Source organism: Agromyces protaetiae (genome assembly GCF_004135405.1).
GTDB classification, from domain to species: domain Bacteria; phylum Actinomycetota; class Actinomycetes; order Actinomycetales; family Microbacteriaceae; genus Agromyces; species Agromyces protaetiae.
In genome coordinates this window covers 288,795-311,930 of record NZ_CP035491.1, presented here as the reverse complement: position 1 = coordinate 311,930, position 23,136 = coordinate 288,795, and the positions used below count along the sequence as shown (strand labels likewise).

The following is a 23,136-nucleotide window of genomic DNA, read 5'->3' as shown; positions in this document are numbered from 1 at the left end:
CCGCCTTTCGCGTCTCTCCGGGCCCGCCCCGCCCGACCCCACGCCCGACTCCCGCCCGCGACCCCAGCGAGTGGGCGGTTCGGCACGGTTGTGAAGACGCCGGACTGTGCCGAAGTGCCCACTCGCGGGCGCGGCGCAGGTGGGTGGGGCGCGGGTGTGCGGGGAGGGGGCCGGGCAGGGCTACAGCAGCCCGAGCTCCATCGCGCGGGTCACCGCGCGCGTGCGGTCGCCGACTTCGAGCTTCTCGAACACGTGCGCGAGGTGCGTCTTGACCGTCGCCTCGCCGAGGTGCAGATGCCGCGCGATCTCGGGGTTCGAGCGCCCGTCGGCGACGAGCCGCAGCACCTCGGTTTCGCGCGGCGAGAGCGACGGAACGGCGGCGGCGTGCCGTGCGGCGACCTGGTCGGCGCGGACGCGCCGCATGAGCTTCGCGGCGAGCGACGGGGCGAGCACGGTCTCGCCCGCAGCGACGGCGCGCACCCCCGCGAGGATCTCGTCCTGCGGGGCGGCCTTCAAGAGGTAGCCGCTCGCGCCCGCCTCGATCGCGGGCAGCAGGTCTTCATCGGTGTCGTACGTCGTGAGCACGAGCACGCGCGCGTCGCCCGATTCGACGATCAGCCGGGTCGCGTCGGCCCCGCCGAGCACCGGCATCCGCAGGTCCATGAGCACGAGGTCGGGCTTCGCCGCGGCTGCGAGCGCGACGGCTTCGGCGCCGTCGGCGGCCACGCCCACGATCTCGAGGTCGTCGGCCGATTCGAGGAGGCCCACGATGCCGGCGCGCACGATGGGGTGGTCGTCGGCGACGACGATCCGGATGCCTCGGGGCGCGGCCGTGCTCACGGGTCGACCCCCGTGACATCCGCCACCGGCACCTCGACCTCGAGGACCGTGCCGCCGCCGTCCCCGGCCGCCCCGAAGGCGACTCTTCCGCCCACGAGCGCGACGCGGTCGCGGACACCCGCGAGGCCGAACCCGCGCTCGCCGATGCGGGCGTCGCCTGGACCGACGCCGTCGTCCCGCACGCGGAGTGTGGCGGCATCCGGCCCGACGTCGACGTCGATCCACGCGTGCGAGGCATCCGCGTGCTTGCGCACGTTCGCGAGCGCCTCCTGTGCGCTCCGCAGCAGCACGACCTCGAGCTCGGGGTCGAGCCGCGGCCCCGACGCGGCGACCTCGACCTCGATGCCCGTCTCGCGCGCGAACCCGCTCGCGACCCTGCGGAGCGCGTCGGCGAGCGAGGTCTCGACGTCGACCGGAGCGAGCGACGCGACGAGGCCGCGTGCCTCGGTGAGGGCGTCGCGCGCCATGTCCTCGATGAGCGACACGTCGCCGCGCGCGGCCTCGGCCTCGTCGCCGGCGACGTGGGCGAGCCGGTTGCCCGTGCGCTGGGCGACCATGACGAGGCCCGTGAGCGACTGCGCGATCGTGTCGTGGATCTCGCGCGCGAGCCGGGCGCGCTCCTGCATGACGCCCGCCTCGCGGTGCGCCGTGGCGAGTTCTCCCTGTGCGGCCTGGAGTTCGGCGAGCAGCCGCCCGCGCTCCTCCGAGTACTCGGCGATGCGCGAGATCCAGAGCCCGAGCGCGAGGCTGAACGCGAGCGAGAGGGCCGCGATGCCCGCGGCGGCGAGGTACCCGCTCGGGCCGAAGTGCAGCCCGTAGCCGATGGCGACGACCACGGCCACGATGACGTTGCCGATGATCGCGCGCCGCTTGGACTCGGTCGTGACCCAGACGTAGGGGTAGGCGAAGGTCTGCATCGTCGCGAACGACGGGTCGAAGAAGCAGCCGACGGCGACGATGACCGCGAGGAGCGTGACCGCCGGGAAGTAGTGGCGCTGGTCGCCGTCCTCGACGAGGTGGCGGCGGAGGTACGCGAAGTAGGCGAGCAGGAAGACCGCGGCGACGACCCACACGCCCCAGTCCTGCGGACCGAACGGCATGTCGACGAGCACGAACGCGACGCTCACGACGACGATCGCGATCGCCGCGACATCCCACCAGCGCCGGTTCAGCATGTCGTCATGCTCTCACGCGCGCGAGGGCCCGGCGCCGCCGCGAGGCGGGCCGGGCCGACGATGGGCGAGGCATCCGCTCACGCGTCCCGCCTGATCCAGCGGAACGTGATGCGGCTGATCACGAGGCCCACGACGAGCCACGCCACGAGGGCCAGCGCGACCCAGCCGAGGTCCCACGCGCCGTTCTGCTCGAGCGCCTTGAACTCGTCGGGCAGGAACGCCGCGCGCATGCCCTGCGCCATCCACTTGAGCGGGAAGACGCTTGCGACGTTCTGCATCCACTCGGGCAGCATGCTGAACTGCAGGTACACGCCCGAGATGAACTGCAGCACGAGCACGATCGGCACGACGACGGCCGTGGCCGACTTGCCGCTCCGCGGCACGGCCGAGAGCGCGATGCCGAGCAGGGCGCTCGTCACGAGGCCGAGCACGAAGACCCACGCGAACGTCATCCAGCGGGCGGGCTCGGTCGGCAGTTCGATGCCGAACGCGACGCGCGCGACGAGGAGCAGGACGGCGGCCTGCAGGATGCCCGTCACGAACACCTGGCCGATCTTGCCGAGGAAGTACGACACGGGCGAGAGCGGCGTTCCGCCGAGGCGCTTCAAGGTGCCGTCGCTCTTCTCGGTCGCGATGTCGACGGCGAGGTTCTGCACGCCCGACAGCAGCACGCCCGCGGCGAGCATGCCCGGCAGGTAGTACGCGCCGACGCTGATCTGCGCCCCCTCGGGCCCGATGTCGCCCGACGAGCTGAACGCGGCGGTGAAGATGCCGAGCATGATGAGCGGGAAGAGGAACGTGAAGAACACGGTGTCGAGGGAGCGGAAGTACCCCTTCGTCTCGTAGCCGACGCGCGAGGCGCCGATGGCGAGCGTGCTCATGCGATCGCTCCTTCCTGAGTCGAGGCGGATGCTCCGGATGTCTCGGAGGCTGCGGATGTCTCGGTGTCGCCGGATGCCTCCGGGGCACCGCCGTGGCGGCGCACGAGGTCGAGGTAGACGTCTTCGAGGCTGGGGCGGATGACTTCGAGGTCTTCGGGCTCGGCTCCTCCGGTCCCGCCCGACTCGGCGACGAGCGCCGCGACGAGGGCTGCGGGCGCTTGCGTGCGCTGCTCGCGCACGAGCCCGTCGGCCCCGCGCCACCTGACGATCGGCACACGCGCGTCGGCGCCGCCGATCTCGTCGATGCGGCCGACATCGACGAGCCTGCCGCCGATGATGACGCCCGCGCGGTCGCCGAGCCTGGCTGCCTCGTCGAGGTAGTGGGTCGTCAGCAGGATCGTCGTGCCCTCCGACTTGAGTCCCCGGATGAGTCCCCAGAACTCGCGCCTGGCCTCGGGGTCGAAGCCCGTCGTCGGCTCGTCGAGGAACAGCAGTTCGGGGCGGCCGATGATGCCGAGCGCGACATCCACCCGTCGCTTCTGCCCGCCCGAGAGCTTCGCGATGCGCGTGCCCGCCTGGTCTTCGAGGCCGACGGCCGCGATGACCTCGTCGACGGGCCGTGGATTCGGGTAGTACCCGGCGAACTGCTTGAGCTGCTCGCGCACCGTCATGACTCCCGACTCGCCCGTCGACTGCAGCACGATGCCGAGCCGCGCCTTCCAGTCGAGGCCGCCGCGGGCGGGGTCTGTGCCGAGCACCGAGACCTCGCCTTCCGTGCGAGAGCGGTAGCCCTCGAGGATCTCGACCGTCGTCGACTTGCCGGCGCCGTTCGGGCCGAGGAGCGCGAACGTCTCGCCGCGGGCGACGTCGAGGTCGATGCCGTCGACGGCGTGCTTCCCGCCGTAGTCCTTGCGGAGTCCGCGCACGCGCACGGCGGCGTCGGCGATCTCCGTCTTCCGGTTGCTGGTTGCCATGGTTCGAGGATCCCGCTCGTGTGCGCGAGCCGACAGCCCCCGGGCGGATGGTTCTCGCATCCCCCGATCGGCGGATGTCCCGGCGCATGCGCCCGCGCGGGACATCCGGCGCCTGTCATGCGACGACCCTGAAACGCGCCCGACATGACGATTCGTTAAGGTCGATACCGTGAGTTCCACCACCCCTGCGCTCCCCGCCGATCCGCTCGACGACCGCGACGACATCCGAGGGAGCGTCGAGGCGCCGCTCGGCGCCGACGTCAGACTCCTGGGCGAACTCCTCGGCCGCGTCATCGCCGAGGCCGGCGGCGATGACCTCCTCGCCGACGTCGAGCAGCTTCGCGCCCTCACGATCGCCGCGTACGAGAGCGGCGACGACGACGCCATCCGTCGCGCCGAAGCGCTCGTCGACGGCTTCTCGACCGAGCGCGCCGAGCAGGTCGCGAAGGCGTTCACGGTGTACTTCCACCTCGCGAACCTCGCCGAGGAGCACCACCGCGTGCGCGTCCTCCGCGAGCGCGCCGCGCGCACCGACGCAGCCGGTGACTCGCTCGCGGGCGCCGTCGAGCGGCTCACCGCCGAGGTCGGCGAAGACGAAGCGCGCCGCCGCCTCGAAGGCCTGCGGTTCCACCCCGTCTTCACGGCGCACCCGACCGAGGCGCGCCGTCGCGCCGTGGCGTCGGCGATCCGCCGCGTGGCCGACCTCTTGACCGCGCGCGAGGGCGCCGTGCTCGGGGCACTCCCGACGGCCGAGCTCGACCGCCGGCTCCTCGAAGAGATCGACACCCTCTGGCGCACGTCGCCCATCCGCACGACCCGCCCGACCCCGCAAGACGAGGTGCGCACGGCGATGTCGATCTTCGACCAGACGGTGTTCCAGGTCGTGCCGCGCGTGTACCGCCTGCTCGACGACTGGTTGCAGGGCGAACGCGCCGGACTCGACGCCGCGAAGGCGCCCGCGTTCGTGCGATACGGCTCGTGGATCGGCGGCGACCGCGACGGCAACCCGTTCGTGACCGCGAAGGTCACCGAAGAGGCCGCCGCCATCCAGGCCGAGCATGTCCTCCTCGGGCTCGAAGCCGCGGCGACCCGCATCGGCCGCACGCTCACGCAAGACTCGGCTGCGACGCCGCCGAACGCCGCCCTCGAAGCGCTCGCGGCCGCGCAGGCCGCGCTCGCACCCGAGATCGCGTCGCGGATCGGCATCCGAGCGGCGAACGAGCCGCACCGGCGCGTGCTGCTCGTGATCGCGGCGCGCATCGCGGCGACCCGCACGGGCGACGACCGCATCGCCTACGCGTCGCCCGAGGCGCTCGTCGACGACCTCCGCGTGCTGCAGGGCTCGCTCAGTGCGGGCGGGGCCGCACGCAGCGCGAACGGCGACCTCCAGCACCTCATCTGGCAGGTCGAGACGTTCGGGTTCCATCTCGCCGAGCTCGAGATCCGCCAGCACTCGGCCGTGCACCGCAAGGCGCTCGACGAGATCCGCGCGGGAGGCGAACGGTCGGACGGCACGCTCGAGGTGCTCGAGGTCTTCCACGCCATCGCGCGCTTGCAGCGCAGGTACGGTGTGCGCGCCTCGCGGCGCTACATCGTGTCGTTCACGCAGTCGGCCGAAGACCTGGCCAACGTGTTCGAGCTCGCGCAGGCCGCGTTCGACGACCCCGCCGACGTGCCCGTGCTCGACGTCATCCCGCTCTTCGAGACGTTCGCCGACCTCGACGCCGCGACGGGCATCCTCGACGGGCTCATCGCGCTGCCGCAGGTGCAGGCACGCCTCGCCGAGACGGGCCGGGCGCTCGAGGTCATGCTGGGCTACTCCGACTCGTCGAAAGACGTCGGTCCCGTGTCGGCGACGCTCGCGCTCAACCTCGCGCAGCGCCGCATCGCCGAGTGGGCGGCGCAGAACGACATCGAGCTCACCCTCTTCCACGGTCGCGGCGGCGCGCTCGGGCGTGGCGGCGGGCCGGCGAACGAGGCCGTGCTCGCGCAGCCGCCGGGGTCGGTCGACGGCCGCTTCAAGCTCACCGAGCAGGGCGAGGTCATCTTCGCCCGCTACGGCGACCACCAGATCGCCGAGCGCCACCTCGAGCAGATGGCCGCCGCGACGCTGCTCGCGTCGAGCCCGTCGAACGAGGCGCGCAACCGCCAGGCGGCGACCGACTTCGCCGAGCTCGGGGCGCGCCTCGACCGCGTCTCCCGCGCGCGCTTCTTCGACCTCGTGAAGGCCGACGGCTTCGCCCCCTGGTACGCCCAGGTCACCCCGATGGAAGAGGTCGGACAGCTCGCGCTCGGTTCGCGGCCCGCCCGTCGCGGCCTGTCGGTGTCGTCGCTCGAAGACCTCCGGGCCATCCCGTGGGTGTTCTCGTGGACGCAGGCCCGCATCAACCTCACCGGTTGGTTCGGGCTCGGGTCGGCGCTCGCCGAGGTCGGCGACGTCGAGGTGCTGCAAGACGCGTACCGTCGCTGGCCGCTCTTCACGGCGATGGTCGACAACGTCGAGATGTCGCTCGCGAAGACCGACGAGCGCATCGCCCGCCGCTACCTCTCGCTCGGCGACCGCGACGACCTCGCACAGCTCGTGCTCGACGAGCTCGCGCTCACGCGCGAGTGGGTCATCCGCGCGTCGGGTCGCGAGGGCCTGCTCGACGGCCGCCCGGTGCTGCGCCGCACGGTGCGCCTGCGCAGCCCCTACGTCGATGCGCTGTCGCTCCTGCAGCTGCGGGCGCTTCGCACGTTCCGCAGCACGGTCGAGCCGTCGGCCGACGACCCCGATCGGCGCCTTCTGCTCCTCACGGTCAACGGCGTCGCGGCGGGCCTGCAGAACACGGGGTGACGGTCGGCGGTGCGGCTACGCGCCCGTGAGGTTCGCGAGCCGCCGTTCGAGGTAGCGGCGCTCGGGGTCGGTGGGCGCGAGCGCGATCGCCTCGCGGTAGCGCGCGGCTGCGGCGCTCGCGTCGCCCGCGCGGCGCAGGAAGTCGGCCTGAGCGGCGGGCAGCAGGTGGTAGCCGCGCAGTGATCCGGATGCCTCGAGTTCGGTGAGTGCGGCGAGTGCGACTCGAGGTCCCTCGGCGAAGCCGTGTGCGATGGCGCGGCTGAGTTCGACGAAGGGCGAGTGCCCGAGGGTGGCGAGCTCGTCGTAGCGGGCGGCGATCGCCGCCCAGTCGGTCTCGGCCGGTGTCTCGGCGCGCGCGTGCTCGGCCTGGATCTCGGCCTGGAGGCGGTACGGGCCGCGCTCGGTCGTCGAGCCGGGTCCGGATGCCTCGAGCAGCGCGAGCCCCTCGGCGATCTCCGCGGCGTCCCACGAGGAGCGGTCCTGCTCATCGAGGGGAACGAGGTCGCCCGAGGCATCCGCCCTCACGCTCGACCGCGCGTGCTGGAGCAGGAGCATCGCGAGGAGTGCTCGCGCCTCCGAGTCATCCGGAACCAACCCGACGACGAGCCGTGCGAGCCGGATCGCCTCGGCCGCGAGGTCGAGGCGCTGGAGCCGGTCGCCCGACGATGCGAGATAGCCCTCGTTGGCGATGAGGTAGAGGGTCGCGAGCACGCCGTCGAGGCGTGCCGCCCACTGCTCGGGCGGCGGAACGCGGTAGGGGATGCCGGTGTCGCGGATCCGCCGCTTCGCACGCACGATCCGCTGCGCCATCGTCGCCTCGGGCACGAAGAAAGCCCGGGCGATCTCCCCGGTCTCGAGCCCGCCGACGGCCCGGAGGGTGAGCGCGACTCGCGCGTCCATCGGCAGCGCCGGATGGGCGCACGTGAAGACGAGCCGCAGCCGGTCGTCCCAGTCGGGTTCGGCCGCGCGTGCGCCGACGATGTCGGCCGGGTCGTCGGGCCCGCGCATCCGTCCCTCGAACGCTTCCATCGTGAGCCACTCCTGCACTTTGCCCCGCTCAACGCCGCGCCGCCGCAGGCGGTCGAGTGCGAGGTTCCGAGCCGACGTCGTGAGCCACGCGCCGGGATTCCGGGGAACCCCGTCGCGCGCCCACGTCGTCGCCGCGCGCTCGAACGCACCCGCCGCCGCCTCTTCGGCGACGTCCCAATCGCCCGTCACCCGGATGAGCGTCGCGACGACGCGCGCCCACTCGCCCTCGAAGGCGGTGCGCAGCGCGTCGTCGACGTCGGGCGATCCGGTCAGCCGGCCGCCTCCGTGAGCGAGGCGAGCGCCGCGAGCACTTCGTCCGACGAAGGCTCGCTGCGGCGGCCTCGCTCGGCCGCCTCGCGCTCGAACCTCGCGAAGTGGTCGTCGTCGAGGGCGAACGGCCACAGCGGCCGGAGTTCGATGAGTCCGCTTCTCGCCATCGGATGCTTGGCCGCGATCTCGACCGCCTCGACGAGGTCCGCCGCCTCGATGAGGTCGAACCCCGCGATCCACTCCTTCGATTCGGCGAACGGGCCGTCCGAGACGATGACCTCGCCATTCCGCCGGCGCACCCCGGTCGTGTCGGCGGGTGGCCGCAGCGGCTCGCCGAAGTGACGTGCGCCGCGCCCGTCCATCTCGCGCACCCACTCCGTCGGGTAGCCGCCTTCGTCGGGTTCGCCGGTCGGGTCGACGACGACCGACATGAAGTAGCGCCGCCCCGTCTCGGGCCGGTCTGCGAAGTCGGCGGGGACGATGCGCGCATCGGGCGGGGTGACCGCGACCGCGGGCCGCGCGAACGGGCGGATCGACACCTGGCCGAACCTCGCCGCGGGGTGCCGCGAGGCGATCTCGATCGCGTCGTCGAGGTGCGGCACGTCGATGATGTCGTACCCGCCGATCGACTCCTTCGCCTCGGCGAACGGTCCGTCGGTCACGAGGATCCGCCCGGCGCGCACGCGCACGACGGTCGCGTCCTCGTCGGGACGAAGCCGCTCGCCCGCTTCGACGAGGCCCCGCGTCTCGAGGTCTTCGACCCACTCCGCGATGTCCTCGTCGGCGGGGTCGTAGGACACGGGGTCGGCACCCTGTGCGTAGAACAGCGCGTACTCCATGGTGGAATCCTCTCTCTCGGTCACGCTACGCACGTACGACGAACGGCGGAAGCCCGGATCGACATCCGTGCGAGACGGCGGATGCCTCGAGCCGCACGCGCGGGCTCGAGACATCCGCCGATCGCGCTCACGCCCCGACGAGCAGGTGCGGGTACTGCGCCTCGACGACGTTGGGGTGCGCGCGGAGCCGGCTCTTGAGCCAGTTCTCGCCGAACACCGCGTGGAGCGGGTTCGCGGGGTCGTCGGTCACCCCGGGCGCCTCGGCGGCGAGCTCGGCGGGCAGCTCGAGCGACGGCACGCGGGCGTCGAGGGCGGGCCCGTGGAAGTACGGGATCGAGATGCGTTCGGTGCCCGGGGCGGGGGAGACGACGCGGTGCAGGGTCGCCTTGAGGTACCCGTCGGTCGCGATCTCGAGCAGTTCGCCGATGTTGACGATGAAGGCGCCCTTGGGCGGCACGACGTCGATCCACTCGCCGTCGTGCTCGACCTGGAGGCCCGCCTTGCCGTCTTCGACCGAGAGCAGGGTCAGCACGCCGAGGTCCTTGTGCGCGCCGACGCCCTGTGCCGGCTGCTCCGACTCGACACCCGGGTAGCGGGCGATCTTGATGTGCGGCGACGGCCGCTCGAACGCGCGGTCGAACACGTCGGCGGGCGCGCCGAGGGCCTCGGCCCACGCGTGCAGCAGGCGCGACGCCACGACGTCGAGCCGTGCGATCCACTCCTCGGCCACCTCGCGCAGCTCGGGCAGCGCCTCGGGCCACTGGTTCGCGCCCTCGAGCAGCCAGTAGTCGGGGGTGTCGGCGCCGAAGGCGACCGCGGGTCGCTCGGCGCCGATGTCGAGCTGCTCGCGGATGTCGACGCGGCCGAGCGTGCGCTCGCCGCCCATGCGCGTGTAGCCGCGGAAGTGCGGGCTCTTGACGTTCTCGATCGCGAGCTTGTGCGACTCGGGCAGGGCGAAGAACGCCCGTGCGACGTCGTACGCGCGGTCGATGAACGACTGCGGCACGCCGTGGCCGATGATCGAGAAGAAGCCGACCTCGTGGGTCGCGCGGCGCAGCTCGTCGCGCACTTGCGCCTGCTGCTCGGTGGTGCCGTTCAAGAGCGACAGGTCGATGACGGGGATGCCGGACATGGCGGATGGGTCCTTTCGAAGGTGCCGGGATGCGCCGGTACGGCGGCCTCGGCATCCTCCGAACGTCGGCGGCGAATCATCCGGGAGTCCGGATGCGTCGGCGCACGACGCGGGCGCGTCGGATGCACGTGAGTCGAGGCTGCGGTCGGCGGCGCGTGAAGAATCGCGCCCTGGGGTCGTCTGAGAGACGACCGCCTATCGGCGACAGCAGCAACAGGTGAAAGCACTCACGATGACGGACACGGTAGCACGAACTCAGTGGGGGAGGACGAGCGAGACCCCGAGCGCGATCATGACGACCGCGATGCAGCCGTCGAGGATGCGCCACGCCCGCGCGCTCGCGAGCCACCTGCCGAGGAACCGCGCGCCGTACGCGAGCGCGAAGAACCACACGATGCTCGCGACGCCCGCGCCGAGCGCGAACCACCAACGCCCGTCGCCGTGCGTGTTCGCGACCGAGCCGAGCAGGAACACCGTGTCGAGGTAGACGTGCGGGTTGAGCCACGTGAGGGCGAGGCACGTCGCGATCGTCGCAGCGAGGGTCGCACGGGTCGCGACGGCGGTCGCGCGCGTCGCGACGGTCGGGCCGTTCCCGCTCCCGCCGTCCCTCGCACTCCCGCCGACATCCCGCGATTCAGGAAGAACCGCCGGGTGCCCCGGCGTGTCGCCGCCAACGCGCCGCGAGGCGCCGATTCCTTCCTGAATTACGTTGGAGGGAGTGTGCGAGACGAGGTGATCGGATGTCTCGGCCGGCGCCCCTGCGTCGACGACGAGCGTCTCGTGCGACGGCCGGAGCGCGCGCCGGGCCGCGAGCAGCCCGTACCCGACGAGGAACGCGAACCCCGCCCAGCGCACGGCGTCGATGAGCCACGGCACGGCCGCGAGCACGGCGCCGATGCCCGAGACGCCGACCGCGATGAGCACGAGGTCGCTCGCAGCGCACACCGCGGCGACGGCGAAGACGTGCTCTCTGCGGATGCCCTGGCGCAGCACGAAGACGTTCTGGGCGCCGATCGCGATGATGAGCGAGAGGCCGAGTCCGAGGCCGGCGGCGAGGGAGGAGACATCCACCCCTCGACGGTAGGCGCGAGGCATGATTCAGTCCAGTTCAGGATTCTGTTGCGGCATTAGCATGGCTTCAGATGGAGATCCCGCTCGAACTGGCCCGCACCCTCGCCGCCGTCGTCGACGAAGGCACGTTCGATGCGGCGTCGCGGGCACTCGGGGTCACGCCCTCGGCCGTCTCGCAACGCGTGAAGGCCCTCGAACAGCAACTCGGGCGGGTGCTCCTCGTACGCACGAAACCCGTGCACGCGACCGATGCGGGCGCAGCCGTCGTACGCCTCGCCCGCCAGCTCGCCCTCCTCGAGCACGACGCGATCGCGGCCTTCGGCCTCGATGCGGCACCCGAGCGGCCGACGACGATCCCGCTCGCGGTCAACGCCGACTCGCTCGGCACCTGGATCCTCCCGGCCCTCGCGGGGCTCGCGGCGGAGCATCCGATCGTCTTCGACCTGCACCGCGACGATCAGGACTTCACCGCCGAACTGCTCGAATCGGGCACCGTCATGGCGGCGATCACGTCGCAGGCGACGCCCGTCGCGGGCTGCATCGCGCGACCGCTCGGAATCATGCGGTACCGCGCGGTCGCGACGCCCGACTATCTCGCGCGATGGTTGCCGAACGGCCTGACCCCGGCCGCGCTCTCGCGGGCGCCCGTCGTCGACTTCGATCGCCGCGACGACCTGCAGACCGGGTTCCTGCGGTTCGTCGGCGCCGACCCGCGCACGCCGCCGCGGCACTTCGTGCCGGCATCCAACGACTTCGCGACCGCGATCAAGCTCGGGCTCGGCTGGGGCATGCTTCCGGGTTTCCAGTCGGCGGCCGAACTCGCGTCGGGCGCGCTCGTGCCGCTCGGCGGTCCGCCCATCGACGTCCCGCTGCACTGGCAGCAGTGGAACCTGCGCTCACCGCTGCTCGACACGATCGCCGACGCGGTCGTCGCCGAGGCGCGCAGAACGCTCGACGCCCGCGCCCGCTGAGCCGCCGGCACCCTACCGGCCGCGCACTGACCCGCCTCTGCGGTGGGTTCTGCACGTTGCGGTCACGTGGGACTCACCTCGCTGTGCAGAACTCACCGTATGAGTCCCGAAAGCGCGCCGAGCGAACAGCGAGCCTCAGCCGAACAGCTTCTGCAGCCGCTGCACGCCCTCGAGGAGCGGCTCGTCGCCGAGCGCGTAGCTGAACCGCAGGTAGCCCGACGGGCCGAAGGCCTCGCCGGGAACGGCGGCGACCTCGGCCTGCTCGAGGATGAGGTCGGCGAGCTCGAGCGAACTCGTCGGCGTCACGCCGCCCCATTCGCGACCGAGCAGCCCCGAGACATCCGGATACACGTAGAACGCGCCCTGAGGCACGGGCACCTCGAAGCCCTCGATCTTCGAGAGCTCGGCGACGATCGTGCGGCGGCGGCGGTCGAACGCCTGGCGCATCGCCTCAACGGGCTCTTGCGGGCCCGTGAGGGCGGCGAGCGCGGCCTTCTGCGAGATGTTCGACACGTTCGACGAGAGGTGCGACTGCAGGTTCGCGGCGCCCTTGATGAGGTCGGCGGGGCCGACCATCCAGCCGAGGCGCCAGCCGGTCATGGCGTAGGTCTTCGCGACGCCGTTCACGAGGATCGTGGAGTCGGCGAGCGCGGGCACGGCCTCGACGATCGACACGGCACGGGGACCGGGGCCGCCGACGGGCTCGTCGAGCGCGCCGTAGGTGAGGTTCTGGTAGATCTCGTCGGCGATGACGAAGATGCCGTGATCGAGCGCCCACTCGCCGATGGCCTTCACCTGCTCGGCCGAGTAGACGGCACCCGTCGGGTTCGACGGCGACACGAACAGCAGCACCTTCGTGCGCTCGGTGCGCGCGGCCTCGAGCTGCTCGACGGTCACGAGGTAGCCCTGGTCGGCGCCCGCGAAGACGTCGACCTGCACGCCGCCCGCGAGCTTGATCGCCTCGGGGTACGTCGTCCAGTAGGGGGTCGGCACGAGCACTTCGTCGCCCTCGTCGAGGAGCACCTGGAAGGCTTGGTAGACGGCCTGCTTGCCGCCGTTCGTGACGATGACCTGCGACGCGGTCGCCGCGAGCCCCGAGTCGCGGAGCGTCTTCTCGGCGATCGCCTCGCGCAGATCGGGCAGGCCGGCCGCGGGCGTGTAGCGGTGGTTCTTGGGGTCGGCGACGGCCTTGAGCGCCGCCTCGACGATGTGGGGCGGCGTCGGGAAGTCGGGCTCGCCCGCCGCGTACGAGATGACCGGGCGGCCCTCGGCCTGGAGTGCCTTGGCCTTCGCGTCGACCTTGAGGGTCGCGGACTCGGCGATGGCTGCGATACGTGCGGACAGGCGGGGCTTCTGGGTCACCCCGCGATTCTATCGAGCGGATGCCTCGGCGCTCCTTGTGCGAAGCATCCGAAGTTCTCCACCTCGACCTGGAGCGCGGCGGGCGACGCCGGAGCCCGCCGGTAGTCTGCCGCCATGGACGCCCCGCCGCAGAGCCCCGAGCAACCGCAGCGACCGCAGCAGACTCAGCACCCCGGTCCGCTCTTCGCGGGCGTCGAGGGCGTGTGGAACGCCGATCCGGTCACGGTCGCGACGCTCCTGTTCCGTCAGGCGTTCTGGAACGTCGCCGGGCAGGCGTTGCCCGATCGCGGGGTGCACCGCCTGACCGAAGACCTCGGGGCGCTCTGCGGCGTCACGGTGCCCGCGATCCGGTTCAGCGGCGGGCAGCCCGAGTCGACACTGCTCCAGCTCGCCCTCGAGGCGGTGCTGCTGTGGGAGCGCGCGGGGGTCGCGGCACGTGTCAGCACCGGCACCGACCGGTCGAGCCACAACGTGCTCATGCTCCGCAGGGGCCACACGGTGCTGCAATCGCCCGACCCCGAGGGTGCGCTCCGCCACCTGCTCGCGAATCCGCCGTTCTGACGCCGCGCCGAGGCCGACGCCGCTACAGGTTCTGCCCGACATCAGAGGTTCACGTGCCTGCACTGGGCGCGCGTGCGGTCAGCGCACGAGCTGCTCGTAGGTCGCGAGCGGGACGATCCCGTCTGCGGCTGCCGCGAGGAGTTCGTCGCCCGCGACGAGCACGTCGGCCTGCAGAGTCGCGACCGCGAGGTACTCGGCGGGCCTCGGGTCGCTCCACTCGAGCTGCTCGGCGAGCTTCCATGCGGTCGCGCGCGACACGCGATCGCCGAGCAAGCGGATCTTGAGGGTCGCGATCCCCTCGAGCGTCTCGCGGGCCGTCCGCTCGTCGAGCACGCCCTCGCGCACCTCGCGGTAGAGCAGCGCCATCGCGTCGCGGCGCAGCGCCGACGGTCCGACGAGCAGCCGTCGAGCGCCGATCCCGGGTTCGTCGCGGACGAGCCGCAGCGCCGTGACGGCATCGATCGCGAAACGTGTGCCGTCCTCGCTCCTGGTCATACGCCCAGACAACACCGACCCGCCGACATGCTCAACCGCGGCTACAGGTTCTGCCCGATGTCCCACAGTCGGTCGGGTCGCCCGTCGATGGCCTCCGACACGGCGAGCGCCTGGTCGTCGGAGAGCGAGGCGACGTAGTCGATCACGCCGCGCCCGATGCCGAGACGGTGGACGGCGGATGCCTCGGGGCGGGCGCCCCCGACGGCAGACGCCCGTCCGAGGCATCCGACGACAACCGCTCGTAGCCCTCGGTCGCGAGCTCGACGAGTTCGCGCAGCCGCACGGGCACGCGGTAGCGGTCGACGTCGTCGGTGATCCACGCCGTCAGGCCCTTGACCGCCCGCGTGAGCACGCGGCTGAGCCCGCGCTGGTACATCGCGATGTCGGCGCGGTCGAGGATGAAGTGCCGGTGCACGAACTTCAGGATCTCGACCTCGTGCCACGCCTGCCGGTCGAGCGACACGAGCCCCGACCGGACGACGCCCTCGGGTGCCGGCACGACCGAGGTCTGCAGGTGCCCGATCCAGCGGTTCGTGAACGACGACAGTGCGCGCTCCGACGCGATCGACCCGTCGAACGGCGTCGCGAGGAGTCCGTCGACGAGATCGTCGGCGACGACGTCGACCGCGGCGGCGAATGCGTCCTCGGAGGCGATCCACGGGTCGGACCGGTGGAGCTTGCGACGGAGGGACTCGAGCGCCGCTCCCGGCGGAGCCGTGCGCAATGCGAGTGTGTCGTCGCCCAGCAGTCGGAGGCCGCCCGAATCCTCGATCCACCCGCGGAACTCGCGCGCGACCGCTCCCTGGCTGAGGAGGCCCGCCCGGTAGAAGTCGTCGACGTCGTGGATCGAATACGCGATGTCGTCGGCGAGGTCCATGACCGAGCACTCGAGCGACTGCTCGAACGGCGCGAGCCCGCCGCGCGCGGCGTCGAGGTCGGCCGCGTCGAGGTCGTACGCCGAGAACTTGGGCGCCTCGACCGAGCCGTCGTCGGCGCGCCGGAGCCCGCGGGGGAGCGGTCCGTCACCGAATACGGCGGTGTCGACGTGCCTCGTCCACGGGTACTTCGCGACCCCCGCGCGCACCGCAGAAGTGAGGTTCAGGCCCACGGGGGCGGCCTCGGAGACATCCAGCGCCGTGATGATGCGGTAGGTCTGCGCGTTGCCCTCGAACCCGTCGGCGAGGCCCAGCGTCTCGCGCGCGAGCCGGTCGAGCACGCGCTCGCCGAGGTGCCCGAACGGCGGGTGCCCGAGGTCGTGCGCGCTCGCCGCGGCCTGCACGACGACCGCGTCGCACCCATGACGGAGGGCGAGCGCATGGGCGGGCGACGAGACGTCCGCGAAGCCCACCGCGATCGCGCGCGCGACCGCCGTGACCTTGATCGAGTGCGTCAGCCGATTGTGGATGAGGGGGCCCGCGCCCGGTTGCGCGATGACCTGCGTCACCGCCGACAGCCGGGAGAAGTACGGCGAGAACCGGATGCGCTCGAGGTCCAGGCGGAACTGCGAGTGCTCGCCCGTGACCTCGAAGCTCGCGCGAGGCTCGGCGAACCTGCGGCTGCCGCGCTCGGCCGGCATCGGCCTAGACCTCGGCGCCCTCGGGCAGCGGGGTGCTGGATGTCTCAGGGCCGGATCTGTCGGGGCCGGATGTCTCGCCGGCGTCTCGCTTGTCGGCGCCCGGCGCGGCGCTCCCGCGCCCGACGCGTGCGAGCCCGTGATCGAGCGCGACGTAGACGTATCCCACGCCGATGAGCGCGACCGAGAGCGCGCCGATCCATGCGGCCACCCCGCCGAGGCCGAGGGTCGAGACATCCATGAACGGATACGGGAACGGATTGCCCGCCTCCCACGTGACGAGCCCGAGCGCGCCCGCGGCGAAGGCCCACACGAGGTACGCCCACGGCACGATCGCCCACAGCACGGGGTCGATCCACCGCAGCCGACCCTTCGGGTGGAACACGAGCCAGTCGACGATGACGAGCGAGGGCGTGACGACGTGCAGGAGCGTGTCGCTGAGCGTGAAGCGCTCGTACCCGTCGACGGGCGGCGTCGGCGCCAGGATGATCAGGTAGATGAGCATCGTGACCGTGATCGCCATCATGACGACCCCGGCGAACCGAGGCGACGGACTCGACCACCCCCGCGCTCCGCGCGTGCGGAGGTCGGCGATCGTGCGGGCCAGCACGAGCAGGATCCACACGAAGCAGATGACGTTGCTGACCGTCGTGTAGAACTTCAGCGCGTCGATCGACGGCGCGCCGTCGAAGACCCCGAACGCGAACAAGATCGCCGCCCCGATGAACCCGGTCGCGATGACGCGGTAGACGAGCGCGACTCGGCGATCAGCAAGCACCATGCACCGATGGTAGGGGATGCGGGTGACACGGCGGCGTGCACCCAACCGGGGCCGCCTCAGCCCTGGTCGATTCGGAGCGCGTCTGCCGCGTCGGCCAACGGCCCGGACCATCCGCTGGATCCGTCATCCGCGAACTGCGGCGTTCCAGTGCTGAGGATCATCGCCACGCGAAGGTGAACGCCCACTGCAGTGCGTCGAGAGCCGCGGGTGACAGCCACGGGTGGCGGCGAGCCGGTCGATGGGTCCACACGGACGATGCGATCCACGTCGGGGTTTTGCACGAGCGCCGGGAACTCAGCCGTCTCCCAGACGTTTCCAGGTCGGAGCGTGTCACCCAGAACGACGCGCACCGTTCCGGAAGTTCCGTCAGCTTACGCCGCGGATGCCGCCTTCCAGGTGCCGACCACATCGGGGTCATCGGGATTCCACTCCGGCATCTCGATGCCGCGCCGCTCCATGAGCTGTTCGAGCGTCGTCCCGCCGAAGTCCGACGCGTACACTCCTGCCACATCGGCCCCGCCGATGCCATTGGAACGACCCGACCAGAAGAACGCCTCATCGGACGCAGTCTTGAAGGCGGTCGGATCGATCGTGCCGTCCGGATGGAATCCAGGTGTCGGTCCGAGACTGAGGGCGTTGTCAGGTGTCGGACCAGAGAATTCCTCGGGGTGTTCCATGGGACGCTCGGGCCGCATCCGTCCACAGGTCGGCTCACGCGTTGAACGCGACGCCCTCGGGCCACGCCCCGTCGGTGCGGAACGACTTGCGGGCCTTGTGCACGAGAGCCGCGGCCGGCTTGAGGCGCTGCTCGGTCCCCTCGACGTACCAGTCCTCGGGGTGCGCGACCGGGATCACGACGATGCCGTCGGCCCGGTCGGGCTCGATCCACACCGAACGGTCGCGCCCGTACGCGTAACGCGCAGCCGTGGCATCCACCGTCAGCAGCCGCCCGTACAACAGGACCGCCATCGCTTCTCCCCGCTGTCGGTCGACGCCGGTCGCCGACGACGCGAGTGTACGCCGCGGCGAGGGTCGCGAGACAGGGGTCGGTGCGCCCGTTCCGGACACGGTTTGGCGGTGGGGCATCCGTCACCTAAACTTGCTGAGGTTGCGGTTCTCAACCAAGCTTCTCTGTGCCCGATTCCGGGTCTCGAAGTGCGGAAAAGGCCGTAGCATTCCGAAGGAAGCACCCGCTTCCGGAGGGCGGTGGCTCAATTGGTAGAGCAGCGGTCTCCAAAACCGCAGGTTGCAGGTTCGAGTCCTGTCCGCCCTGCGAGCCGGCAGTGAATGCCGGCCCACGAAAGGGAATACGAGTGGCCCGGAAAGTCATCGACGAACCCAGTGAGGACGTCGTCGCCAATGCCAAGCGCGAGCGCGAGGCGCGGCGGAACCCGTTCGCACGGATCGCCCTGTTCATCAGGCAGGTCTTCGCCGAGCTGAAGAAGGTCGTCACCCCGACTCGCAAGGAGCTCGTCAGCTTCACGATCGTGGTACTCGTGTTCGTCATCATCATGATGGCGATCGTGTGGGGGCTCGACCAGATTGCGAGCTTCCTGGTGCTGTGGGTCTTCGGGCAGCCAGGCGTCTGATCGGAGCCTCGGCTCCGAAGGCGTGACCCCCGGGTTCCGCCCGGGCAGAGAGAAGGATCACAACGTGACGAAGTACGAGCGCGACGACGTCGATTGGGCGACCGCGGCCGAGCAGGCAGCCGACGACGACGAGGCCCAGGAGGGCTCGACGCTCGAGCACGACGAAGACACCGTCGTGGCAGCCGAGCACCTCGCCGTGCACGTCGTCGACGACGAGGGCAACGAGGTCGACCTCGACGCCGTCCTCGACGCGATCGCCGAAGCATCCGACCCCGAGGCCGACCGCGTCGTCGACGAGGCACTCGAGGTCGACACCCTCGACGAGGCCGAGGCCGCCGTCGAGGCGACCGAAGACGAAGAGGCGGAGTCCGAAGCCGACGCCGACCCGTACGCCGAGTTCCGCGCCGAGCTCCGCTTCCTTCCGGGCAAGTGGTACGTCATCCACTCCTACGCGGGCTTCGAGCGCCGCGTGAAGGCGAACATCGAGCAGCGCCGCGAGTCGATGGCCATGGCCGACTACATCTACCAGGTCGAAGTGCCGATGGAAGACGTCGTCGAGATCAAGAACGGCCAGCGCAAGATGGTCACGCGCGTGCGCATCCCGGGCTACGTGCTCGTGCGCATGGAGCTGAATGAAGACTCGTGGTCGGTCATCCGCCACACCCCCGGCGTCACGGGCTTCGTGGGCAACGCCCACAACCCCACGCCGCTGCGCTTCGAAGAGGCCTTCAACATGCTGAAGAGCCTCGTCGAGATCGCCGACGTCCCGGCGGCCAAGGGCGCGAAGGGCGGGGCTTCGGCCGGCGCCTCGCGTCAGCTCCCCGCCGAGGTCGACTTCGAGATCGGCGAGACCATCACGATCAAGGACGGCTCGTTCGCGGGCCTGCCCGGCACGATCAGCGAGATCAAGCCCGAGAGCGGCAAGCTCACCGTGCTCGTCTCGCTCTTCGAGCGCGAGACTCCGGTCGAGCTCAGCTTCGACCAGGTCACCAAGCTCTAAGGAATCCTCCGCTATCATTGACAGGTTGCGCTCCGCAGGCGCGTGAGCCTGCGCGTCGAAGCGCTTCCCCCAAACCACCGCGACCCGGATCCGCCGGGCCCGCGGGAGAGTGCCCGGGCCACCCGGGCGTTCGATCAGAAAGAGAGAAATCATGGCACCGAAGAAGAAGGTCACCGGTCTGATCAAGCTTCAGATCAACGCCGGCGCCGCCAACCCCGCACCGCCTATCGGTCCGGCGCTGGGTCAGCACGGCGTGAACATCATGGAGTTCTGCAAGGCCTACAACGCGGCGACCGAGTCGCAGCGCGGCAATGTGATCCCCGTCGAGATCACGGTCTACGAAGACCGCAGCTTCACCTTCGTCCTGAAGACCCCGCCCGCCGCCGAGCTCATCAAGAAGGCCGCCGGCGTCGCCAAGGGCTCGGGCGTCCCGCACACCACCAAGGTCGGCAAGCTCTCGCAGGACCAGGTCCGCGCGATCGCCGAGCAGAAGATGGTCGACCTCAACGCGAACGACCTCGACGCCGCGTCGAAGATCATCGCGGGCACCGCTCGCTCGATGGGCATCACGGTCGAGTAATTCGGCTGATCCGGCGGTCGAGGAGCGCGCAGCGCGTATCGAGACCCCGGGCAGGATGACTCGTCCGAGTCATCCGTCACACAGAACTCTCATTCGTGGCAGCGCCCGCCAGGCGCGATGACCACACTCTCTCCAAGGAGAATCAACATGGCACAGAAGTCCAAGGCCTACCGGGCCGCGGCCGAGAAGATCGAGGCCGGCAAGTTCTACGCTCCGACCGACGCCGTCGCGCTCGCGAAGGAGACCGGCTCGGGCAAGTTCGACTCGACCGTCGAGGTCGCGCTGAAGCTCGGCGTCGACCCCCGCAAGGCCGACCAGATGGTGCGCGGCACGGTCATCCTCCCGCACGGCACGGGCAAGACCGCCCGCGTCATCGTGTTCGCGACCGGCCCCGCGGCCGAGGCCGCGATCGCTGCCGGCGCCGACGAGGTCGGCGGCGCCGAGCTCATCGAGAAGGTGGCCGCCGGCTACACCGCGTTCGACGCGGCCGTCGCTACCCCCGAGCTCATGGGCCAGGTCGGCCGTCTCGGCAAGGTGCTCGGCCCGCGCGGCCTCATGCCCAACCCGAAGACCGGCACGGTCACGCCCAACACGGCGAAGGCCGTCGAAGACATCAAGGGCGGCAAGATCGAGTTCCGCGTCGACAAGCACGCCAACGTGCACTTCGTCGTCGGCAAGGCCTCGTTCTCGACCGACCAGCTCAACGACAACCTGAAGGCCGCCCTCGAAGAGGTCCTCCGTCTCAAGCCGTCGAGCGCGAAGGGCCGCTACATCCAGAAGGGCGCCGTGTCGACCACGTTCGGCCCGGGCATCCCGCTGGACGTCAACGCCATCTGAGTCTGACGCTCACGTTCTGAAGGGTCCGCCGGTTTCCGGCGGACCCTTCGTCGTACCCGGCCCGGCCCGGCTCTCCCCAGCGCACATCTCGCATGAGGACGACGGATGCCGGAATCCCACGCCGGATTCCGGCATCCGTCGTCCTCACCCGGTGCGCGATGTGGGTATCGGGAGACTCAGACGAACGCCTGGATGCCCGTGATCGCGCGACCGACGATGAGGGTGTTCATGTCGTACGTGCCCTCGAACGTGTAGAGCGCCTCGGCGTCGGCGAAGAAGCGGGCGACGCCGTGGTCGAGCTGGATGCCGTTGCCGCCGAGGAGCTCGCGGCAGCGGGCGACGACCTCGCGCATGCGGCGCGTGACGAACGCCTTCGCCATCGCCGAGTGGTGGTCGAGCTGCACGTCTTCGTCGAGCATCTCGGACACGCGCGTGCACATCGCGATCGACGCCGTGATGTCGGCGAGCGAGTCGGACAGCTTCTGCTGCACGAGCTGGAACGACGCGATGGGCTTGCCGAACTGCACGCGGGTCTTCGCGTAGGCGAGGGCTGCCTCGTACGCGCCGACGCCGACGCCGATGGCCTGCCACGCGACATCCGCGCGCGTGAGGCGCAGGATGACCGAGAGGTCGCGGAACGAGTCGATGCGTTGGAGGCGGTCGGACTCGGGGACGACGACGTCCTCGAGGACGATGTCGGCGTTCTCGACGGCGCGGAGCGACTGCTTGCGCTCGATCTTCGTCGCCGTGAATCCGACGGCGGGCTGGCGGACGATGAAGCCCTTGACCTGGTTGTCGGCGGTGTCGCGCGCCCAGATGACGACCATGTCGGCGAAGGTCGCGTTGCCGATCCAGCGCTTCGCGCCGTTCAGCACCCACTCGTCGCCGCCGTCGGCGTTCGTGCGGCGGGTCGCGGTCGTCTCGAGGCCCTTCGACGTGTCGGAGCCGTGGTTCGGCTCGGTGAGGCCGAAGGCGCCGAGGAGTTCGCCGCGGCTCATGGCGGGGAGCCATTCGGCCCGCTGCTCGTCGGAGCCGCCGACGAAGAGGGCGTTCATGGCGAGGCCCGAGTGGACGCCCATGAAGGTCGCCGTCGACGGGTCGACGCGCGCGATCTCGAGGGCGAGCCAGCCGCGGTACACGGCGCTGTTCTCGAAGTGGCGGACCTCGGGGATGTTAGGCCCGTAGAGGCCGAGCTCGGCGAACGCCGGGACGAGGTGGCGGGGGCTGCGCGCTTCCTCCCAGTGCAGGTCGGCGCCGGGGCGGACTTCGAGCTCGAGGAACTCGCGAATGCGGCGGAGCGAGTCGAGCTCCTGGGCGCTGAGCTTCGACTGGAACCCGTAGAAGTCGGCGTCGAGCCGAGCGGCAGGGCGGGCCTCGCCCGACTCGGTCGGGTCGATCGTGAGCGTCATGTTTCTCCCTATCGTCATTGATCGCTTCACGAGTATGCATCATTCTCCTGAATGTTGCACCTCGGGCGGATCGCCGGGTGATCACCGGATGCCTCGGGGTCGACGCCTGGGGATGAACGCGGGCCGCCTCGCCCGTCGGGTTAGGCTTCCGACATGCCCTCCGCTCCACCGGCCGCGCTGACGGCTCCCTCGGCCGCGCCGCTCACGATCGCGAACGTCGGCCTCGAGGTCGCCCCCTCGTGGCTCTCGCAGCGACTCGTGCCGGGCGTGCACGACGACGCCGTGCGCGCGTTCGGGTTCGCGCGCGAGACCTTCATCTCGGGCAAGCGCATCGACATGGGCGCGCTCGCCGCGCGCCTCGGCGTCGACCGGACGTCGCTCTTCCGGTGGGTCGGCAACCGCGACGCGCTCTTGAGCGAGGTGCTGTGGTCGCTCGCCGTCCCGACGCTCGTGCAGGCTGAGCAGGCGGTCGCCGACTACGAGGGCGCGGAGCGCGTCGCCGAGCTTCTCACCCACTTCGTCGACGACCTGTCGGGCTCGGACTACTTCCGCGAGTTCTCGCGGCGCGAGCCGAGCCGGGCGCTGCGGCTGCAGACGACGCGCGACTCCGAGATCCAGCGGCGGTACGTCGCGACGATCGAGTTCCTCGTGCGGCGCGACATGGGCGACGAGCCGCTCGACGGCGCGATCGGGGCGCACGACCTCGCGACGCTCCTCGCGCGCGTGTCGGAGTCGTTCACGTATGCCGACCAGATCGCCGGTGAGCCGCCGAGCGTCGAGCGGGCGAGGACGGCGTTCCGGGTGCTGCTGCGGGCGGACTGAGGTTCGGGGTCTCGATGCGCTCCTTCGTCGCTACTCGACCCGCGGGTGATGCCAAACCGACCGGACGGTATGCTAGCCTGACGCGGGCGCGGCGCGGATGCCTCGCCCG

General features: G+C 71.0%; 23 protein-coding genes and 1 tRNA gene. 9 read left to right on the top strand and 15 right to left on the bottom strand.

Annotated elements, in window-relative coordinates; all coding sequences use genetic code 11:
* Positions 1–180 precede the first annotated feature (180 nt).
* From ET445_RS01445 to ET445_RS01430, 4 genes are all read right to left on the bottom strand, one after another.
* Entirely contained in the window at positions 181–840 is a 660-nt protein-coding gene (locus tag ET445_RS01445) for a response regulator (protein ID WP_243695281.1), read from the bottom strand.
* On the bottom strand, positions 837–2,015 hold the full coding sequence (locus ET445_RS01440) for a sensor histidine kinase (protein ID WP_129188171.1): 1,179 nt from the start codon (positions 2,013–2,015) through the stop codon (positions 837–839). Before ET445_RS01440 ends, ET445_RS01445 begins: the two co-directional genes overlap by 4 nt.
* Before the next feature lie 77 nt (positions 2,016–2,092).
* The gene (locus tag ET445_RS01435; RefSeq protein ID WP_129188169.1) at positions 2,093–2,896 is read right to left on the bottom strand and encodes an ABC transporter permease; all 804 of its coding nucleotides are present in this window, start codon (positions 2,894–2,896) and stop codon (positions 2,093–2,095) included.
* Positions 2,893–3,870, bottom strand: a complete 978-nt coding sequence (locus ET445_RS01430; RefSeq protein ID WP_129188167.1) for an ABC transporter ATP-binding protein — start codon at positions 3,868–3,870, stop codon at positions 2,893–2,895. The genes ET445_RS01435 and ET445_RS01430 overlap by 4 nt, the downstream gene beginning before the upstream one ends.
* A 169-nt stretch (positions 3,871–4,039) precedes the next feature.
* Here ET445_RS01430 and ET445_RS01425 point away from each other — a divergent pair, with 169 nt between their 5' ends.
* Positions 4,040–6,706 (top strand): phosphoenolpyruvate carboxylase, encoded by a 2,667-nt coding sequence (locus ET445_RS01425; RefSeq protein ID WP_129188165.1) that lies wholly within the window; start codon positions 4,040–4,042, stop codon positions 6,704–6,706.
* Positions 6,707–6,721: 15 nt separating this feature from the next.
* On the opposite strand, the gene ET445_RS01420 is transcribed toward ET445_RS01425, so the two are convergent.
* The 4 genes from ET445_RS01420 to ET445_RS01400 form a co-directional block, all read right to left on the bottom strand.
* A complete protein-coding gene (locus tag ET445_RS01420) occupies positions 6,722–7,924 on the bottom strand; it encodes an RNA polymerase sigma factor (RefSeq protein WP_243695280.1) in 1,203 nt (400 codons plus the stop codon).
* Between the two features lie 80 nt (positions 7,925–8,004).
* Complete coding sequence (locus ET445_RS18395) at positions 8,005–8,844, bottom strand: YciI family protein (RefSeq protein ID WP_341769727.1); 840 nt, start codon at positions 8,842–8,844, stop codon at positions 8,005–8,007.
* Between the two features lie 127 nt (positions 8,845–8,971).
* Positions 8,972–9,976 carry an isopenicillin N synthase family dioxygenase gene (locus ET445_RS01405; RefSeq protein WP_129188163.1) on the bottom strand — a complete coding sequence of 335 codons (1,005 nt, stop codon included), beginning with the start codon at positions 9,974–9,976 and terminating at the stop codon, positions 8,972–8,974.
* Positions 9,977–10,231: 255 nt separating this feature from the next.
* Positions 10,232–11,047 carry a LysE/ArgO family amino acid transporter gene (locus ET445_RS01400; RefSeq protein ID WP_243695279.1) on the bottom strand — a complete coding sequence of 272 codons (816 nt, stop codon included), beginning with the start codon at positions 11,045–11,047 and terminating at the stop codon, positions 10,232–10,234.
* Positions 11,048–11,118: 71 nt separating this feature from the next.
* Here ET445_RS01400 and ET445_RS01395 point away from each other — a divergent pair, with 71 nt between their 5' ends.
* On the top strand, positions 11,119–12,018 hold the full coding sequence (locus ET445_RS01395; RefSeq protein WP_129188159.1) for a LysR family transcriptional regulator ArgP: 900 nt from the start codon (positions 11,119–11,121) through the stop codon (positions 12,016–12,018).
* Between the two features lie 135 nt (positions 12,019–12,153).
* Here the strand turns inward: ET445_RS01395 and ET445_RS01390 are convergent, their stop codons facing one another.
* Positions 12,154–13,380 (bottom strand): pyridoxal phosphate-dependent aminotransferase, encoded by a 1,227-nt coding sequence (locus ET445_RS01390; RefSeq protein WP_129188157.1) that lies wholly within the window; start codon positions 13,378–13,380, stop codon positions 12,154–12,156.
* Positions 13,381–13,494: 114 nt separating this feature from the next.
* Between ET445_RS01390 and ET445_RS01385 the strand changes: the two genes are divergently transcribed.
* Complete coding sequence (locus tag ET445_RS01385; RefSeq protein WP_129188155.1) at positions 13,495–13,941, top strand: hypothetical protein; 447 nt, start codon at positions 13,495–13,497, stop codon at positions 13,939–13,941.
* A 78-nt stretch (positions 13,942–14,019) separates the two neighbouring features.
* Here the strand turns inward: ET445_RS01385 and ET445_RS01380 are convergent, their stop codons facing one another.
* The 5 genes from ET445_RS01380 to ET445_RS01360 all read right to left on the bottom strand — a co-directional run bounded on the left by ET445_RS01380 (position 14,020) and on the right by ET445_RS01360 (position 17,759).
* Positions 14,020–14,436, bottom strand: coding sequence for a hypothetical protein (locus ET445_RS01380; protein ID WP_129188153.1), 417 nt, complete (start codon positions 14,434–14,436; stop codon positions 14,020–14,022).
* A 142-nt stretch (positions 14,437–14,578) separates the two neighbouring features.
* Complete coding sequence (dgt, locus tag ET445_RS01375) at positions 14,579–16,012, bottom strand: dGTP triphosphohydrolase (RefSeq protein WP_129188151.1); 1,434 nt, start codon at positions 16,010–16,012, stop codon at positions 14,579–14,581.
* Positions 16,013–16,016: 4 nt separating this feature from the next.
* A complete protein-coding gene (locus tag ET445_RS01370) occupies positions 16,017–16,790 on the bottom strand; it encodes a Pr6Pr family membrane protein (protein ID WP_129188149.1) in 774 nt (257 codons plus the stop codon).
* 371 nt (positions 16,791–17,161) lie between these two features.
* Positions 17,162–17,467 (bottom strand): hypothetical protein, encoded by a 306-nt coding sequence (locus tag ET445_RS01365; RefSeq protein WP_129188147.1) that lies wholly within the window; start codon positions 17,465–17,467, stop codon positions 17,162–17,164.
* Between the two features lie 34 nt (positions 17,468–17,501).
* The gene (locus ET445_RS01360) at positions 17,502–17,759 is read right to left on the bottom strand and encodes a hypothetical protein (protein WP_129188145.1); all 258 of its coding nucleotides are present in this window, start codon (positions 17,757–17,759) and stop codon (positions 17,502–17,504) included.
* 231 nt (positions 17,760–17,990) lie between these two features.
* Between ET445_RS01360 and ET445_RS01355 the strand changes: the two genes are divergently transcribed.
* The 5 genes from ET445_RS01355 to rplA all read left to right on the top strand — a co-directional run bounded on the left by ET445_RS01355 (position 17,991) and on the right by rplA (position 20,796).
* Positions 17,991–18,063, top strand: a tRNA-Trp gene (locus ET445_RS01355).
* Positions 18,064–18,103: 40 nt separating this feature from the next.
* Positions 18,104–18,379 (top strand): preprotein translocase subunit SecE, encoded by a 276-nt coding sequence (secE, locus tag ET445_RS01350; protein ID WP_129188143.1) that lies wholly within the window; start codon positions 18,104–18,106, stop codon positions 18,377–18,379.
* A gap of 64 nt (positions 18,380–18,443) precedes the next feature.
* Complete coding sequence (gene nusG / locus ET445_RS01345; RefSeq protein WP_129188141.1) at positions 18,444–19,379, top strand: transcription termination/antitermination protein NusG; 936 nt, start codon at positions 18,444–18,446, stop codon at positions 19,377–19,379.
* 151 nt (positions 19,380–19,530) lie between these two features.
* A complete protein-coding gene (gene rplK, locus ET445_RS01340; RefSeq protein ID WP_129188139.1) occupies positions 19,531–19,959 on the top strand; it encodes a 50S ribosomal protein L11 in 429 nt (142 codons plus the stop codon).
* Between the two features lie 147 nt (positions 19,960–20,106).
* Entirely contained in the window at positions 20,107–20,796 is a 690-nt protein-coding gene (gene rplA, locus ET445_RS01335) for a 50S ribosomal protein L1 (RefSeq protein WP_129188137.1), read from the top strand.
* A 176-nt stretch (positions 20,797–20,972) separates the two neighbouring features.
* Here the strand turns inward: rplA and ET445_RS01330 are convergent, their stop codons facing one another.
* A complete protein-coding gene (locus ET445_RS01330) occupies positions 20,973–22,205 on the bottom strand; it encodes an acyl-CoA dehydrogenase family protein (protein ID WP_129188135.1) in 1,233 nt (410 codons plus the stop codon).
* Positions 22,206–22,358: 153 nt separating this feature from the next.
* Here ET445_RS01330 and ET445_RS01325 point away from each other — a divergent pair, with 153 nt between their 5' ends.
* On the top strand, positions 22,359–23,027 hold the full coding sequence (locus tag ET445_RS01325) for a QsdR family transcriptional regulator (RefSeq protein ID WP_129188133.1): 669 nt from the start codon (positions 22,359–22,361) through the stop codon (positions 23,025–23,027).
* Positions 23,028–23,136 lie beyond the last annotated feature (109 nt).